A 14,773-nucleotide genomic window follows, 5' to 3' on the forward strand; every position below is an offset into this window, starting at 1 on the left:
CACCTAGGGTAGCCGCACGATCGCGGCCCGTGGTCAAGCTGCGTGAAGAAGACCACTCCAACGTGGGGCGGGCCCCCGGGGCGCGTAGCCTCCCTACTTATGAGTACGCACGCCTCTGACCCCTTGGCCGCCCTCGGCTCCCTGCCGGGCGTCGCCGAAGCGGTGGACTCCGTACGCAAGGCCGTCGACCGGGTCTACGGCCACCGCGTGATGCGCCGCCGCAGCAACGAGATCTCCTCCGAGGCGGCCCTGCGCGGCGCCCGCGGCTCGGCCGCCCTGTCCGGGGCCGACTGGGCCCTGGAGGAGGTCCGCCGGCGCACCGACTTCAGCGCCGACGCCGAGGCCCGAACGGTCGGCGCCGCCCTGCGCCTGGGCGCCGAGGCCGGGCAGCTGCTCTCCATCTGGCGCCAGTCGCCGCTGCGCGTCCTCGCCCGGCTCCACCTGGTCGCCGCGGGGGACACGGGCGTCCCGGGCGGTGCCGGCGTCGCCGACTCCGTGGGCCGGCCCCGGCTGGACGGCGAGACGGTCGATGAACCGCTGATCGGTGCCCCGCTGCCGACGCCTGCCGAGGTCGCGGGGCGGCTCGACGGCCTCGCCGAACTGATCGTCGTGGGCAGCGAGGCCCCCGCGCTCGTCACGGCCGCCGTGGTGCACGGCGAGCTGCTCGCGCTGCGCCCCTTCACCTCGTACAACGGCCTGGTCGCCCGGGCGGCGGAGCGGATCGCCCTGGTCGGCAGCGGCCTCGACCCCAAGGCGATCTGCCCGGCCGAGGTCGGCCACGCGGAACAGGGCCGGGCCGCCTACCTCGCCGCCTTCGAGGGGTACCTCTCGGGCACCCCTGAGGGCGTCGGCGCCTGGATCGCCCACTGCGGCCGCTCGGTCGAACTGGGAGTCCGCGAATCGACGGCCGTCTGCGAGGCGCTCCAGCGCGGCGCGGCCTGAGGCTCTGGCCTTCGGGGGACGGGCACTGGGGCCCGGCTCTCGACGGGTCCTGGCCCTCGTGAGGGGGCGGCCGTCACCGGAGCCTGGTCTCGTGAGGGGGCGGCCGTCGCCGGAGCCCGGTCTCGTGAGGGAGTGACCGGCACCGGAGCCCGGTCTGGTGGGGATCGGGCTCTCGGGGGCGCGTGGCCCCGGGCCCGGAAATGGGTTGCGGCGGCACCAGTCCTGGTACCGCCGCTGGCACGTCCACCCAGTTACCAAGCGTCCTCGATATGTGCCCATCAGGCCGGGAACTTTGCCCGTGGCCTGGTGCGGCTGGCCCGTAATCGACGGGTCGACGTCGCGTGGGTGCCCGGTGTCGGTGCTAGGTCCGTGGGGCCTTCATGCTCAACAGGTGATCCTCTCGGATGTCCTCGGTCTCGCGGGCCTGATTCCTTTCTACTCCTGTCCGGGTGGAAGCGAAAGTGCTGGCTCCGCTCCCAGGGTCGATTGCTCAAAGGCGGGCAAAGTCACCGGCGAGCCGCTGGGCGAGGGCCGCCTGCCGGCGCCGCGCCGCGTACCAGACGAGCCCGGCCCCGACGGCTGCCGCTCCCACCGCCGCCGCGGCGACGAGCGTGGGGCGGGGCGGCATCCGGAATTCGGGCAGCCGCTGCTTGAGCCGCACCGGCTTGTCGAAGGCGAGAACCGGCCATTCCCGGGCCACCGCCTCGCGGCGCAGCGTCCGGTCGGGATTGACCGCGTACGGGTGGCCGACGGCCTCCAGCATGGGGATGTCGGTCGCCGAATCGCTGTACGCGTAGCAGCGCGAGAGGTCGTAGCCCTCCGACTCCGCGAGCTCCCGGACCGCATCCGCCTTCGTCGGCCCGTAGGCGTAGTACTCCACCTCCCCGGTGAAGCATCCGTCCTCGCCGACCACCATCCGGGTGGCGACGACCCGGTCGGCGCCGAGCATCTCGCCGATCGGCTCGACCACCTCGGCGCCGGAGGTCGAGACGATCACGACGTCGCGGCCGGCGGCGTGGTGTTCCTCGATGAGGGAGGCCGCTTCGTCGTAGATGATCGGGTCGATCAGATCGTGAAGAGTCTCGGCGACGAGCTCCTTCACCTGGGCGACGTTCCAGCCTTTGCAGAGCGCGGAAAGATATTCACGCATCCGCTCCATCTGGTCGTGATCTGCTCCGCCCGCCAGGAAGACGAACTGGATGTAGGCCGTCCGCAGGGCGGCGCGGCGGCTGATCAGTCCGCCCCGGTAGAAGGACTTGCTGAAGGTCAGTGTCGATGACTTCGCAATGACCGTCTTGTCCAGGTCAAAGAAGGCGGCTGTGCGCGGCAAGGAGTGGTTTTCCACAAGCCCGAGCATAGGTGCCCGCCATTCGGCGTACGCTCGGGCGCGTGGGTTTGCCTGAGAAGGCTGTCGGGTACACCATGGAAGTCACGGATCGTTCGCGACCGTGCTAACCCGGTCCGGCTCCTCCCCCCCCGAGTCGGCCGGAGAGACGACCCCCGCTCTCCCCCCCGGCGGGGGTCGTCGCATGTCCGGAGCCATTTCGGCCCTGTGTGCCATCGCCTGCTCCCTTCCTTCCGTTCTTCGGTCGTGAGTCGACCGGGGCCCCGCCCGGCCCTCGATCCATCACTCACAGTAATCGTCGGGCTGCGTTCCGGACAGTCCCCGGAGGGGTGGCGAAGTTATTCACAGCTCCTCGCTTATCCACAGTTTTTCGGCGAGATCGGCACGATTTCCTGGACGGCCCCACGGTGATTCCTGTCGCGAAGTTCGCGGACGGCAGGAATCACGAGAGGGGTGTGCGCCGTGGAGACATCCAGGACTTCCAGGACTTCCAGGGTCAGGGGTACGGCACGCGGTTCGGCGTCGAGGGGGCGGGATCCGTGGGGGCCGGAGTCGCGGGGAGCGGGATCGCCGGGAGCGGACGGACCGGTGGCGGAAGGGGCGCGCCGGGCCGGGCCGCTGATCGTCACCGAGGACCTGGGACTGCTCGACGACCTCCTGCGGCTGTGCGCCGCCGCCGGGGTCGAGCCCGAGGTGCACCACCGGGTGCCGGAGCGGCGGGCGAGCTGGTCGGACCCGCCGCTCGTCCTGGTCGGCGACGACGCCGCGGCCCGCTGCCGGGGAGCCGTGCGCCGGCCGGGGACCCTCCTCGTCGGCCGTGACCCGGACGATCCGGGGCTGTGGCGGCTGGCGGTGGAGATCGGCGCCGAGTGCGTGCTGAGCCTGCCGGGCGCCGAGAGCCTCCTCGTCGACCGCCTCGCGGACGCGGCCGAGGGGGCGGGCAGGGCGGCGCTGACCGTCGGCGTCGTCGGCGGGCGGGGCGGCGCGGGTGCCTCCACCCTGGCCTGCGGCCTCGCGCTGGCCGCCGCGAGGGCCGGGCGGCGCACGCTGCTCGTCGACGGTGACCCGCTGGGCGGAGGGCTCGACGTGTTGCTCGGCGGCGAGCGCGAGGAGGGCAGACGATGGGCCGACTTCGCCGCTTCGAAGGGCCGTCTGGCCGGCGGTGCCCTGGAGGAGTCCCTGCCGTCGGTGCGCGGGGTCCGGGTGCTCAGCTGGGGCAGGGACGCGGCGGCGCCGGTGCCGCCCGAGGCCGTGCGGTCCGTGCTCGCCGCCGCGCGGCGCCGGGGCGGGGCCGTCGTGGTCGATCTGCCGCGCGCGAGCGACCCGGCGGCCGCGGAGGCACTGGCCCAGCTGGACCTCGGACTGCTCGTCGTCCCCGCGGAGTTGAGGGCCGTCGCGGCCGCCCACCGGATGGTCGCGGCGATCGGGCCGGCCGTGCGCGACCTGCGGGCCGTGGTCCGCGGACCGTACGCGGTGGGGCTCGACGAGCGATGGGTCGCCGACGCGCTCCGACTGCCGCTCGCCGGTGAACTCCCTTACGACCCGGGGATCGTGGGCGACCAGGACGCGGGAGTGCCGCCCGGCGCCGAGCCCCGTGGGCCCCTCGGCCGGTTCTGTACCGCCTTCTGGGAGCACGCTCTCCTGCCCGGAGGTGCGGCATGACCGGGGCGGGGGCGGTGGCCCGGGGCGCGGGTGACGGCACGGGGCTCCTCGACGCCGTGCGGCAGCGGCTCGCGGCGAGCGGGGCCGAGCCCACCCCGGCGCGCGTGGCGGCGGCGCTGCGGGCCCAGGGGAGGCTGCTCGGAGACGCGGAAGTGCTCGGCGCGGCCGAGGAGCTGAGGTGCGAGTTGATCGGCACCGGCCCGCTGGAGCCGCTCCTCGCCGACCCGGACGTCACCGACGTCCTGGTCTCCGCACCCGACCGGGTGTGGGTGGACCGGGGCACCGGTCTCGAACAGGCTCCGGTGTCCTTCCCCGACGCCGCCGCCGTCCGCCGGCTCGCGCAACGGCTCGCGGCGGTCGCCGGGCGCAGGCTCGACGACGCCCGGCCCTGGGTCGACGCGCGGCTCCCCGACGGCACCCGGATGCACGCGGTACTGCCGCCGGTCGCGGTCGGCTCGACCTGCCTGTCGCTGCGGGTGGTCCGTCCTCGCGCCTTCTCCCTCGAGGAGCTGGTCGCTGCGGGCACCGTGCCGCCGGGCGGCGCCCCGATCCTGCGGGCCCTGATCGACGCGCGCGTGTCCTACCTCGTCAGCGGCGGCACGGGGACGGGCAAGACCACGCTCCTCGCCTCGCTCCTGGGACTCGTGGGGGAGCGGGAGCGGATCGTGCTCGCCGAGGACTCGGCGGAGCTGCGGCCCGACCACCCGCACGTGGTGCGTCTGGAGGCGCGGCCCGCGAACCAGGAGGGCGCCGGGCTCGTCACCCTGCGGGACCTGGTCCGCCAGGCGCTGCGGATGCGCCCCGACCGGCTGGTGGTCGGCGAGGTCAGAGGCGGTGAGGCGGTCGACCTGCTCGCCGCCCTCAACACGGGACACGAAGGCGGATGCGGGACGGTCCATGCCAACACGGCGGCGGATGTTCCGGCACGGCTCGAAGCCCTGGGGACGGCGGCCGGGCTCGACCGGGCCGCCCTGCACAGCCAGCTGGGCGCGGGCCTGTCGGTCGTGCTGCACGTCGTGCGGGACCGGGACGGGCGTCGGCGGATCGCCGAGGTGCACGTCCTGGAGCGGGACCGGGACGGCCTGGTCCGGACGGTGCCGGCGCTGCGGTGGGGCGCGGGCGGGTTCGAGCGGGAGCGGGGCTGGGAGCGACTGAACTCGCTGATCGGAGGGGGATCGCGGTGACGATGGAACTGGTGCCCGTGCGAGGCGCGGCGCATGGCGCGGCGGCGCTCTGCACGGTGCTCGCCCTGTGGTGGGCGGTCGAGCGACGGCGCGGTGCGGGCCGGGCGAGGGTGGTGCTCGCGGGCGGAGTCCCCAAGGGGGCCGACGGCCGGGAATGGCCTGCGGTCGCCGCGCGATGGTGGACCGCGCTACGGGGCCGGCGTGCGTGGCTGTGCCTGCCTGTGGCGGGAGTCGTCGCCCTTCTCGGCGAGTCGCCGCTGCCGCTGGTCGCCGGGACGGTCGCGGTGCCCCTGGTGGAGCGGCGGCTGCGGGCCGCGGGGCGCCGGAAGGAACGGGAGGCGCGGGCCGAGCGGGTGGTGGCCCTGTGCGCCGCGGTCGTCGGCGAGTTGAGGGCCGGATGGCAGCCCGCGCAGGCCCTGTCTTTCGCGGCCCGGGAGACGGGCGCGCTCGGCGAGGCGGAGGCACCGGTCCTCGCGGCGGCCCGGTTCGGCGGGGATGTGCCGGAGGCGCTGCGGTGGGCGGCCCGGCAGGACGGTGCCGACGGGCTCGCCGGCATGGCGGCCTGCTGGCAGGTGGCCGTGGACGGCGGCGCGGGCCTGGCCGCCGGGCTCGACCGGCTGGAGGCCGCCCTCCGGGAGCGCCGGGAGCAGCGCGACCGTCTGCGGGCCGAACTGGCCGGTGCCTGGGCCACGGTGACGGTCCTCGCGCTGCTCCCGGCGGCCGGACTCGCCCTCGGTGCCGCCCTGGGCGCCGACCCGCTGCGGGTGCTGCTGCACACGCCGGCCGGCCTGGGCTGCCTGGTCGTGGGCGGGGCGCTGGAGGCGGCCGGACTGTGGTGGGCCGCGCGGATCGTCCGGGGAGGGGAGCGGGCATGACACCGGACGTCGTTCGGGCGGCGGGCCTCCTGGCCCTGGCGGTGGTTCTGTGCGCGCAGGGCGTCCTGGAGGTGCTGCGCGGGCTGCGGGCACGCCGGACACGGCGGCGGGCCGGGGTCCTCCTCGTGAGCATGGAGCCGCGACCCCGGAAGGCCCGCGGCGGGCCGCCCTCGTGGGTGGGGCGCTGGCTGCCACCCCTTGCGGGGGCCGGCATCGGCTGGGCGCTTTTCGGTGCGGTCGGCGGCCTCTGCGGCGGTGCCCTCGTGGCGGCCGGGGTGCGGCGGAGGGCCGCGAGACGCGCCGAGCCTCCGGCCGGTGACGAGGAGACGGTGCGGCATCTGCCGCTCGCCGCCGATCTGTTGGCGGCCTGCGCCGCCTCGGGAGCCGGGCCCGGTGAGGCGGCGGAGGCGGTGGGCCGGTCACTGGGCGGTCCGCTCGGCGGGCGCCTGACCCGCACGGCCGCGGAGCTCCGGCTCGGCGGCGAACCGGCAGAGGTGTGGGGGAGGTTCGGTGCGATACCGGGCGCCGAAGGGCTGGCCCGCTGCATGGAGCGGGCCGGTTCCTCGGGAGCGCCGGCGGCGGAGGCGGTCGCCCGGCACGCGGCCGCCCTGCGCGCCGGCCGGGCCCGCAAGGCGGCGGCCGGGGCACGCCGGGCACAGGTGCTGATCAGCGCCCCCGTGGGGCTCTGCTTCCTGCCCGCCTTCCTGGCGGTGGGCGTGGCTCCGGTGGTGATCGGCCTCGCGACGGGGCTGCTGGACGGATGAACACGACGACACGACGAGAAACGAACGAGAAGCGAACGAGGAGCGAGGACATGGCACAGCACGGCGAGGCAGGGCAGGGCGAGGCGGGACGGGACGAGGAGGCCGGCACGGCGGTCAGGGAGCGGCTGCGTGGCTGGTGGCGGGCCTGGCGGGCGGCGGCGCGCCGTGACGAGGGAATGACCACGTCGGAGTACGCGGTGGGGACGATCGCCGCTGCGGCGTTCGCCGCCGTGCTCTACAAGATCGTGACCAGCGGGGCGGTCTCGGGGGTGCTGGAGTCGGTGATCGGGAAGGCCCTCGATGCGCCGTTCTGACCGGGGTTTCGTGACCGTCGAAGCGGCGCTGGTCCTGCCTGTCCTCGCGCTGTTCACGGTGACCCTGCTCTGGGCGCTGGCCGCGGCCGCCGCGCAGATCCGGTGCGTGGACGCGGCGCGGGCGGGGGCGAGGGCGGCGGCCCGCTCGGAACCGGTGGCCTCCGCCGAGGCGGCCGCCCGGGCCGCCGCGCCCGAGGGGGCCCGGGTGTCGGTGGCGAGGGAGGGCGAGCTGTGGCGGGTGGCGGTGGAGGCGGCGGCCCCGGGCCCCGGCGGCATGGGGGTCACCCTCCGAGCCGACGCGGCGGCCCTCGCGGAGGACACGGTCGGCGGGGGAACGCCATGACGGGCGCCGAGGCCCGGGGCGCCAGGGGTACGGACCGTGGGGCGGCGACCGTGTGGGCCGCGTTCGCGGCGTGTGCGTTGTGCGTGGTGTTCGGGGTGGTGCTCGCGCTCGGGCAGGCGGTGGCGGCCCGGCACCGGGCTGGCGGGGCCGCCGACCTGGCCGCCCTCGCCGCCGCCGACCGGGCCCTGTGGGGCGAGGCCGAGGCGTGCGCCGCCGCCTCGCGGGTGGCCGTCACGCAGGGCGCCGAGCTGGCGCGGTGCGCGGTCCGGGACGGGGTCTCGGACGTGACCGCCCGGGTCGTGCGCGGCCCGTACCGGCCGGAGGTCAGGTCGCGGGCGGGCCCTCCGGGTCAGGCTCCGCCGCCGGCGGGGACCCCTGAGACGGCCCCGCTTCCGGCTTCGGCTCCTGAGACGGCTGGCCCGCCTCCCGATTGGGCTCCTGAGACCGCCCCGCTTCCGGCTTCGGCTCCTGAGACGGCTGGCCCGCCTCCCGCATGGGCTCCTGAGGCGGCTCCGGGGCCGCGCGGAGGAGTTCCGTGAGGAGGCGGACGGCTCCGCGTTTGTGGAGCGGATCGTTGCCGTTGCCGCACTTCGGGGACTGGATGCAGGAGGGGCAGCCCGCCTCGCACTCGCAGGAGGCGATGGCCTCCCGGGTGGCTGTCAGCCAGGCGCGGGCGGTGTGGAAGGCGCGCTCGGCGAAGCCCGCGCCGCCCGGGTGCCCGTCGTACACGAAGACGGTGGGCAGCAGGGTGTCGGGATGGAGCGGTACGGAGACGCCGCCGATGTCCCAGCGGTCGCAGGTGGCGAAGAGCGGCAGCATGCCGATGGAGGCGTGCTCGGCGGCGTGCAGGGCGCCGCCGAGGATCTCCGGGTTGATCCGGGCGGCGTCGAGCTGGTCCTCGGTGACCGTCCACCACACGGCCCGGGTGCGCAGGGTGCGGGGCGGCAGGTCGAGCTTGGTCTCGCCGAGCACCTCGCCGGTGATCAGGCGGCGGCGGAGGAAGGAGACGACCTGGTTGGTGACCTCGACGGAGCCGTAGCAGAGGCGGCCGGCTCCCCAGGGGATCTCGGTGTCGGTCTCGAGGACGGTGATGGAGGTGGTGTCGCGGGCGGTGGTGGAGTACGGGGGGACGGCCTCCTCGACGAGGGCGACGGAGTCCTTGAGGTCGAGCTCCCGCACCAGATAGGTGCGGCCCTGGTGGAGGTGGACGGCGCCCTCGTGGACGGCGGTGTGGGAGGCGGCCTCGTCGACCGTGCCGAGGAGGCGGCCGGTGCCGGCCTCCACGATCCGGACGGGGCTGCCGCCGCCGCCCCGGATGTCGGCCAGGTCGGCCGCCCGCTCACGGCGGGTCCAGTACCAGCCGGTGGAGCGGCGGCGCAGCAGGCCGGCGCCCTCCAGCTGGGGCATCAGGCCGGGCGCGGCCGGGCCGAAGAGCGCCAGGTCGGGTTCGGTCAGCGGGAGCTCCGCGGCGGCGGCGCACAGATGGGGGGCGAGGACGTAGGGGTTGTCGGGGTCCAGGACGGTCGTCTCGACCGGCTGCTCGAAGATCGCCTCCGGGTGGTGGACGAGGAAGGTGTCCAGCGGGTCGTCCCGGGCGACCAGGATCGCGAGGGCGCCCTCACCCGAACGGCCGGCGCGGCCCGCCTGCTGCCACAGGGAGGCCCGGGTGCCCGGGTAGCCGGCGATCACGACGGCGTCCAGGCCGGAGACGTCCACGCCCAGCTCCAGGGCGGTCGTGGCGGCCAGGCCGAGGAGCTCGCCGGAGTGCAGGGCCCGCTCCAGGGCGCGGCGCTCCTCGGGCAGATAGCCGCCCCGGTAGGCGGCGACGCGGCGGGCGAGCGCGCGGTCGGTCTCGGCCAGCCGTTCCTGGGCGATCACCGAGATCAGCTCGGCGCCGCGCCGGGAGCGGACGAAGGCGACCGAGCGGACGCCCTGCCGGGTCAGGTCGGTCAGCAGGTCGGCGGTCTCGGCCGTGGCGGTGCGGCGCACGGGCGCGCCGCGCTCGCCGTGCAGCTCGGTCAGCGGCGGCTCCCAGAGGGCGAAGACCAGCTCGCCGCGCGGGGAGGCGTCGTCGGAGACCTCGGTGACCGGCAGGCCGGTGAGGCGGCCGGCGGCCAGCGCCGGTTCGGCGGAGGTGGCCGAGGCGAGGAGGAAGACCGGTTCGGAGCCGTACCGGGCGCAGACACGGCGCAGACGGCGCAGCACCTGGGCGACGTGGGAGCCGAAGACGCCCCGGTAGGTGTGGCACTCGTCGATCACGACGTAGCGCAGGGAGCGGAGGAAGGAGGACCACCTGGGGTGGGAGGGGAGTATGCCCATGTGGAGCATGTCGGGGTTGGTCAGCACGTAGTTCGCGTACTGGCGGACCCACTCGCGCTCCTCGACCGGCGTGTCGCCGTCGTAGACGGCGGGACGGATCCGGTTGCCGAGCGGGGCGGCCAGTTCCCGCACGGCGCGCCGCTGGTCGGCGGCGAGGGCCTTGGTGGGCGCCAGGTAGAGGGCGGTGGTGCCGCGTCCGTTCGGGGCCTCCGAGCCGTCCAGGAGGGTGCTGAGGACCGGGGCGAGGTAGGCGAGCGACTTGCCCGAGGCGGTGCCCGTGGCGATCACCACGGACTCGCCGTCCAGAGCGTGCTCGGCGGCCTCCGCCTGGTGCGCCCAGGGGTGCTCGATCCCCGCCGTCCGGATCGCCGCGATCACCTCCGGACGGATGCGGTGCGGCCAGACGGCATGGCGGCCCTCCCGGGCGGGCATGTGCTCCGTATGAGTGATGCGCGCGGCCCGGCTCTCGCCCGAGGAGAGCCGGTCGAGGACCATGCCGGGAGAGGGGCGGCTGCCCGTTTCCCCGGCCGGACGACGGGGGCGGTGATTCTTGGCCATCGGCACCGAGTGTGTCACTGCCATGACGGACAATGCTTCCAAGGCGTCGTGCATGGCTGCTGGTAAGTGATTGAATGCCATCGCGGCTGGCGTTCCGTTCCTCGGCTCCGCCCCGGAGACCCGAGGGGACGATCGCCCGATAGCAAGGTGCTGGAGGATCCGTGGACCTGTCCCTGTCGACTCGCAATGTGTCCGGCGCTGGTGGTGACCGTACGGTCGTCGAGGTCGGTGGCGAGATTGATGTGTATACCGCGCCCAAGCTGCGCGAGCAGTTGGTCGAGTTGGTGAACGACGGCAGCTACCACCTGGTCGTCGACATGGAGGGCGTGGACTTCCTCGACTCCACCGGCCTCGGTGTGCTCGTCGGCGGCCTGAAGCGCGTTCGCGCGCACGAGGGCTCGCTGCGTCTGGTCTGCAACCAGGAGCGCATTCTCAAGATTTTCCGGATCACGGGTCTCACCAAGGTGTTCCCGATCCACACCTCGGTCGACGAGGCCGTCAACGCCGTCGACTGAGCCCAGGGGGTTCGTATGGCCACCGTTGAACTCCGCTTCAGTGCTCAGCCCGAGCACGTCCGCACGGCCCGTCTGGTGGCGGCCGCGGTCGCGCGCCGGGCGGGTGTGGACGAGGCGGTCCTCGACGAGGTGCGTCTCGCTGTGGGTGAGGCCTGTTCGCGCGCGGTCGGGCTGCACCGGAGCAACGACGTCACGACCCCCATCCGGGTCGTCCTGACCGAGGAGGAGAAGACGTTCTCCATCGAGGTCGGCGACGAGGTGCCGGGTGCGGGGGTGGCGGCGGCCGATGCCGCCGGTGTCCCCGGCGCGCGGGCCGCGGCCCCGGCCGAGGACTTCGACGACGCCGACGGCGAGGACGAGATGGGGCTCGCGGTGATCCGCGGGCTCGTCGACGACGTCGAGGTCAGTGCCGGCGAGGATGGCGGCACCATCCGGATGAGCTGGCCGGTGAGCTCGGCGGACGTCTTGTCCTGACCCGTACGCGTGCACATAGTGCACGTACACGTACAAAAACGAAGAGGCCCCGTGTCGCGGGGCCTCTTCGCTTTTGCCGGGCGCCTCGCCCGCGAAGCCGCGCGTCCTCGCCCACGAAACCGGGCGTCCCGACCGCCAAGCCGGGCGCCTCGCCCGCGAAGCCGGGCGTCCTCGGCCCCCAAGCCGGGCGTCCTCGGCCCCCAAGCCGGGCGTCCTCGCCCACGAAGCCGGGTGTCATCGCCCACGAAGCCGGGTGTCATCGCCCACGAATTGGTGCATCCCGGCCCGTACCGGTTTATCTCCCTATGATCCGTCCCCATGTACCCCACATCTCTCGCCGCGGCGGTGCTCACGAGCGGGAACCGGACGATCGTGGTCGTCGTCGCGGCCGTCGCCCTCGCCGCGCTGGTCGTCGCCCGGCTCCTCGTCCGCCAGGTGCTCGCGGCCGGTGAGGGCACCGAGAAGATGAAAGAGATCGCCGCCGCCGTGCAGGAGGGCGCCAACGCCTACCTCGCGCGGCAGCTGCGGACCCTCGCCGTCTTCGCGGCCGCCGTGTTCTTCCTGCTGATGCTGCTGCCCGCCGACAGCTGGTCGCAGCGTGCCGGGCGTTCCCTGTTCTTCCTGGTCGGGGCGCTCTTCTCGGCGGTCACCGGCTACATCGGCATGCGGCTCGCCGTCCGGGCCAACGTGCGGGTCGCCGCCGCGGCCAGGGAGGCCACCCCGGCGCCGGGCGAACCCGAGAAGGACCTGAACGAGGTCGCCCACCGGGCCATGCGGATCGCGTTCCGTACGGGCGGGGTCGTCGGCATGTGCACGGTCGGCCTCGGCCTGCTCGGGGCCTCCTGCGTCGTCCTGGTCTACGCCGCCGACGCGCCCAAGGTCCTGGAGGGATTCGGCCTCGGCGCCGCGCTCATCGCCATGTTCATGCGCGTGGGCGGCGGCATCTTCACCAAGGCCGCCGACGTCGGCGCCGACCTCGTCGGCAAGGTCGAGCAGGGCATCCCCGAGGACGACCCGCGCAACGCCGCCACCATCGCCGACAACGTGGGCGACAACGTCGGAGACTGCGCCGGCATGGCGGCCGACCTCTTCGAGTCGTACGCCGTGACCCTGGTCGCCGCGCTCATCCTCGGCAAGGCCGCCTTCGGCGACCACGGACTCGCGTTCCCCCTGATGGTGCCCGCGATCGGCGTGGTCACCGCCGTGATCGGCATCCTCACGGTCGCCCCGCGCCGCGCCGACCGCGGCGGGATGAGCGCGATCAACCGCGGATTCCTGGTCTCGGCGGTGATCTCGCTGGCGCTCGTCGCCGTCGTCTCCTTCGCGTACCTGCCGTCCTCGTACGCCGAGCTCGAAGGCGTCACCGAGCCCGGCATCCGCGCCCACGACGGTGATCCGCGGGTCCTCGCCCTGGTCGCGGTCGCCCTCGGCATCGTCCTCGCCGCGCTGATCCAGCAGCTCACCGGCTACTTCACCGAGACGAGCCGGCGGCCGGTCAGGGACATCGGCAGGTCCTCGCTCACCGGCCCCGCCACCGTCGTCCTCGCGGGCGTGGCACTCGGCATGGAGTCCGCCGTCTACACGGCCCTGCTGATCGGGCTCACCGTCTACGGGGCGTTCCTGCTCGGCGGCACCTCGATCATGCTGGCGCTGTTCGCGGTGGCCCTCGCCGGGACGGGACTGCTCACCACCGTCGGCGTGATCGTCGCCATGGACACCTTCGGCCCGGTCGCCGACAACGCCCAGGGCATCGCGGAGATGTCCGGGGACGTCACCGGGGCCGGCGCGCAGGTCCTCACCGACCTCGACGCCGTCGGCAACACCACGAAGGCCATCACCAAGGGCATCGCCATCGCCACCGCCGTCCTGGCGGCCTCGGCGCTCTTCGGCTCGTACCGGGACGCCATCGCGACCGCGATCGCCGACGTCGGGGAGTCGAAGGCCGGGCTGCTCGGCGAGGTGACACTCTCGTTGGACATCTCACAGCCCAACAACCTCTTCGGGCTGATCCTCGGCGCCGCGGTCGTCTTCCTCTTCTCCGGGCTCGCGATCAGCGCGGTCTCCCGCTCGGCCGGATCGGTCGTCTACGAGGTGCGGCGGCAGTTCCTCGAACACCCCGGGATCATGAACTTCACCGAGAAGCCTGAGTACGGGCGGGTCGTCGACATCTGCACCAAGGACGCGCTCCGCGAACTCGCCACGCCCGGACTGCTCGCCGTGATGGCCCCGATCGCGGTCGGCTTCACGCTCGGCGTCGGCCCGCTCGGCGCGTACCTCGCCGGGGCGATCGGGGCGGGCGCGCTGATGGCGGTCTTCCTCGCCAACTCCGGTGGCGCCTGGGACAACGCGAAGAAGCTGGTCGAGGACGGGAACCACGGCGGCAAGGGCAGCGAGGCGCACGCGGCGACCGTCATCGGGGACACGGTCGGCGACCCGTTCAAGGACACGGCGGGCCCGGCGATCAACCCGCTCCTGAAGGTGATGAACCTGGTCGCGCTGCTGATCGCCCCGGCGGTCGTGCGGTTCAGCTACGGCAGCGACGCGAGCGCCGGACTGCGAGCCGCGGTCGCGGCGGTCGCGCTCCTCGTCGTGGTCGGCGCGGTCCGGGCCTCCAAGAGGCGTTCGGTGGCCGTCTCCTGACGTGGCGTCCGTCTCATTTGCCGGATGATCAGGGGGGTCACCCCTTGGTTCAAAAGACTGCAATAGGGGAGGAATCCGTCGCACGAAAGGTGGAAGTAGCCCGTTCGGCGTGTATGTTCCGGGGCCGAGAGCCTTGGAAGGGACCGATCCGTTGAACAAGAAGCTTGCGGCCGCACTGTCCGGCGGCGCGGTACTGGTGCTCGCGCTGTCCGGTTGCAGCAGTGACGAGGGCGACAAGGTGGGTGACTGGGCGAAGACCTTCTGCGACCAGGCGAAGCCCCAGATCCAGAAGCGGGCCGACGCCCACCAGATCATCATCTCGACCGCGGCCGACAGCAAGCCGGCCGAGATCCAGGCCGCCGACTCGAAGGCGTTCCAGGACATCGCGAACGCCGACCGCGCCCTCGCCAAGGCCGTCGAGGCCGCCGGGGCCCCGCCCGTCGAGAACGGCGAGAAGATCCAGCAGGACGCGATCAAGGAGCTCAACGCCACCGCGGTGGCCTACGAGGGGCTCAAGAAGCAGGTCGACGCGCTGGACCCGACGAACCAGCAGAAGTTCGCGGACGGCCTCCAGGGCGTCGCCGACGGCCTGACCAAGATCGAGAAGATGGACCAGAACGCCCTGTCCAAGCTGGAGGAGGGCGAGCTGGGCCAGGCGATGGCCAAGCAGCCCGGCTGCCAGAAGCCCACGGCCTCGGTCCCGCCGAAGACCACCGCCTCCCCGAACTCCGGCGCCGGCTCCGACTCGGACTCCGGTTCCACGAAGCCGACCGAGAAGGCGTCCGCCACGCCGACCAAGAAGCCCACGGCCGCCAAGAGCGAGTAGGGGAACCAGGGC

At 74.0% G+C, this 14,773-nt stretch carries 13 protein-coding genes and 1 pseudogene; 12 read left to right on the top strand and 2 right to left on the bottom strand.

What is annotated here, in order from left to right; all coding sequences use genetic code 11:
* The first annotated feature begins 99 nt into the window (after window positions 1-99).
* Window positions 100-942, top strand: coding sequence for a Fic family protein (locus AC07AW_RS25350; RefSeq protein WP_478817730.1), 843 nt, complete (start codon window positions 100-102; stop codon window positions 940-942).
* Window positions 943-1,432: 490 nt separating this feature from the next.
* Here the strand turns inward: AC07AW_RS25350 and AC07AW_RS25355 are convergent, their stop codons facing one another.
* A complete protein-coding gene (locus AC07AW_RS25355; RefSeq protein ID WP_478817731.1) occupies window positions 1,433-2,299 on the bottom strand; it encodes an HAD family hydrolase in 867 nt (288 codons plus the stop codon).
* A 576-nt stretch (window positions 2,300-2,875) separates the two neighbouring features.
* Between AC07AW_RS25355 and ssd the strand changes: the two genes are divergently transcribed.
* The 7 genes and pseudogenes from ssd to AC07AW_RS25390 form a co-directional block, all read left to right on the top strand.
* A complete protein-coding gene (gene ssd / locus AC07AW_RS25360) occupies window positions 2,876-3,949 on the top strand; it encodes a septum site-determining protein Ssd (protein ID WP_478817732.1) in 1,074 nt (357 codons plus the stop codon).
* On the top strand, window positions 3,946-5,133 hold the full coding sequence (locus AC07AW_RS25365; RefSeq protein ID WP_478817733.1) for a TadA family conjugal transfer-associated ATPase: 1,188 nt from the start codon (window positions 3,946-3,948) through the stop codon (window positions 5,131-5,133). The genes ssd and AC07AW_RS25365 overlap by 4 nt, the downstream gene beginning before the upstream one ends.
* A 2-nt stretch (window positions 5,134-5,135) precedes the next feature.
* Window positions 5,136-6,008 carry a type II secretion system F family protein gene (locus tag AC07AW_RS25370; RefSeq protein ID WP_478817863.1) on the top strand — a complete coding sequence of 291 codons (873 nt, stop codon included), beginning with the start codon at window positions 5,136-5,138 and terminating at the stop codon, window positions 6,006-6,008.
* Window positions 6,005-6,772 (top strand): type II secretion system F family protein, encoded by a 768-nt coding sequence (locus AC07AW_RS25375; protein ID WP_478817734.1) that lies wholly within the window; start codon window positions 6,005-6,007, stop codon window positions 6,770-6,772. The genes AC07AW_RS25370 and AC07AW_RS25375 overlap by 4 nt, the downstream gene beginning before the upstream one ends.
* 50 nt (window positions 6,773-6,822) lie before the next feature.
* Complete coding sequence (locus AC07AW_RS25380) at window positions 6,823-7,086, top strand: DUF4244 domain-containing protein (protein WP_478817735.1); 264 nt, start codon at window positions 6,823-6,825, stop codon at window positions 7,084-7,086.
* A gap of 10 nt (window positions 7,087-7,096) precedes the next feature.
* Window positions 7,097-7,429: a TadE family type IV pilus minor pilin gene (locus tag AC07AW_RS25385; protein ID WP_478817736.1), complete on the top strand. Its 333-nt coding sequence runs from the start codon at window positions 7,097-7,099 to the stop codon at window positions 7,427-7,429.
* Window positions 7,426-7,710 (top strand): annotated as a pseudogene (locus AC07AW_RS25390) (Rv3654c family TadE-like protein); the annotation flags it as partial. The gene AC07AW_RS25385 and the pseudogene AC07AW_RS25390, both read left to right, overlap by 4 nt.
* 43 nt (window positions 7,711-7,753) lie before the next feature.
* Here AC07AW_RS25390 and AC07AW_RS25395 read toward each other — a convergent pair.
* Entirely contained in the window at window positions 7,754-10,387 is a 2,634-nt protein-coding gene (locus tag AC07AW_RS25395) for a DEAD/DEAH box helicase (RefSeq protein WP_478817737.1), read from the bottom strand.
* A gap of 80 nt (window positions 10,388-10,467) precedes the next feature.
* Between AC07AW_RS25395 and AC07AW_RS25400 the strand changes: the two genes are divergently transcribed.
* The 4 genes from AC07AW_RS25400 to AC07AW_RS25415 all read left to right on the top strand — a co-directional run bounded on the left by AC07AW_RS25400 (window position 10,468) and on the right by AC07AW_RS25415 (window position 14,761).
* Window positions 10,468-10,821 (top strand): STAS domain-containing protein, encoded by a 354-nt coding sequence (locus AC07AW_RS25400; RefSeq protein ID WP_015034520.1) that lies wholly within the window; start codon window positions 10,468-10,470, stop codon window positions 10,819-10,821.
* A 15-nt stretch (window positions 10,822-10,836) separates the two neighbouring features.
* Complete coding sequence (locus AC07AW_RS25405; protein WP_392159333.1) at window positions 10,837-11,295, top strand: ATP-binding protein; 459 nt, start codon at window positions 10,837-10,839, stop codon at window positions 11,293-11,295.
* A 318-nt stretch (window positions 11,296-11,613) separates the two neighbouring features.
* Complete coding sequence (locus AC07AW_RS25410; protein ID WP_478817738.1) at window positions 11,614-13,935, top strand: sodium-translocating pyrophosphatase; 2,322 nt, start codon at window positions 11,614-11,616, stop codon at window positions 13,933-13,935.
* Between the two features lie 151 nt (window positions 13,936-14,086).
* Complete coding sequence (locus tag AC07AW_RS25415) at window positions 14,087-14,761, top strand: small secreted protein (protein ID WP_478817739.1); 675 nt, start codon at window positions 14,087-14,089, stop codon at window positions 14,759-14,761.
* Window positions 14,762-14,773: the final 12 nt, after the last annotated feature.

It is taken from the genome of Streptomyces sp. NPDC044003 (assembly GCF_056435185.1).

Excerpts from the sequence above, each read along its gene's own strand:
- AC07AW_RS25350 (WP_478817730.1), top strand. The coding sequence starts at position 100 with ATGAGTACGCACGCCTCTGACCCCTTGGCCGCCCTCGGCTCCCTGCCG.
- AC07AW_RS25355 (WP_478817731.1), bottom strand. The coding sequence starts at position 2,299 with ATGCTCGGGCTTGTGGAAAACCACTCCTTGCCGCGCACAGCCGCCTTC.
- AC07AW_RS25365 (WP_478817733.1), top strand. The coding sequence starts at position 3,946 with ATGACCGGGGCGGGGGCGGTGGCCCGGGGCGCGGGTGACGGCACGGGG.
- AC07AW_RS25370 (WP_478817863.1), top strand. The coding sequence starts at position 5,136 with ATGGAACTGGTGCCCGTGCGAGGCGCGGCGCATGGCGCGGCGGCGCTC.
- AC07AW_RS25375 (WP_478817734.1), top strand. The coding sequence starts at position 6,005 with ATGACACCGGACGTCGTTCGGGCGGCGGGCCTCCTGGCCCTGGCGGTG.
- AC07AW_RS25380 (WP_478817735.1), top strand. The coding sequence starts at position 6,823 with ATGGCACAGCACGGCGAGGCAGGGCAGGGCGAGGCGGGACGGGACGAG.
- AC07AW_RS25395 (WP_478817737.1), bottom strand. The coding sequence starts at position 10,387 with ATGGCATTCAATCACTTACCAGCAGCCATGCACGACGCCTTGGAAGCA.
- AC07AW_RS25405 (WP_392159333.1), top strand. The coding sequence starts at position 10,837 with ATGGCCACCGTTGAACTCCGCTTCAGTGCTCAGCCCGAGCACGTCCGC.
- AC07AW_RS25410 (WP_478817738.1), top strand. The coding sequence starts at position 11,614 with ATGTACCCCACATCTCTCGCCGCGGCGGTGCTCACGAGCGGGAACCGG.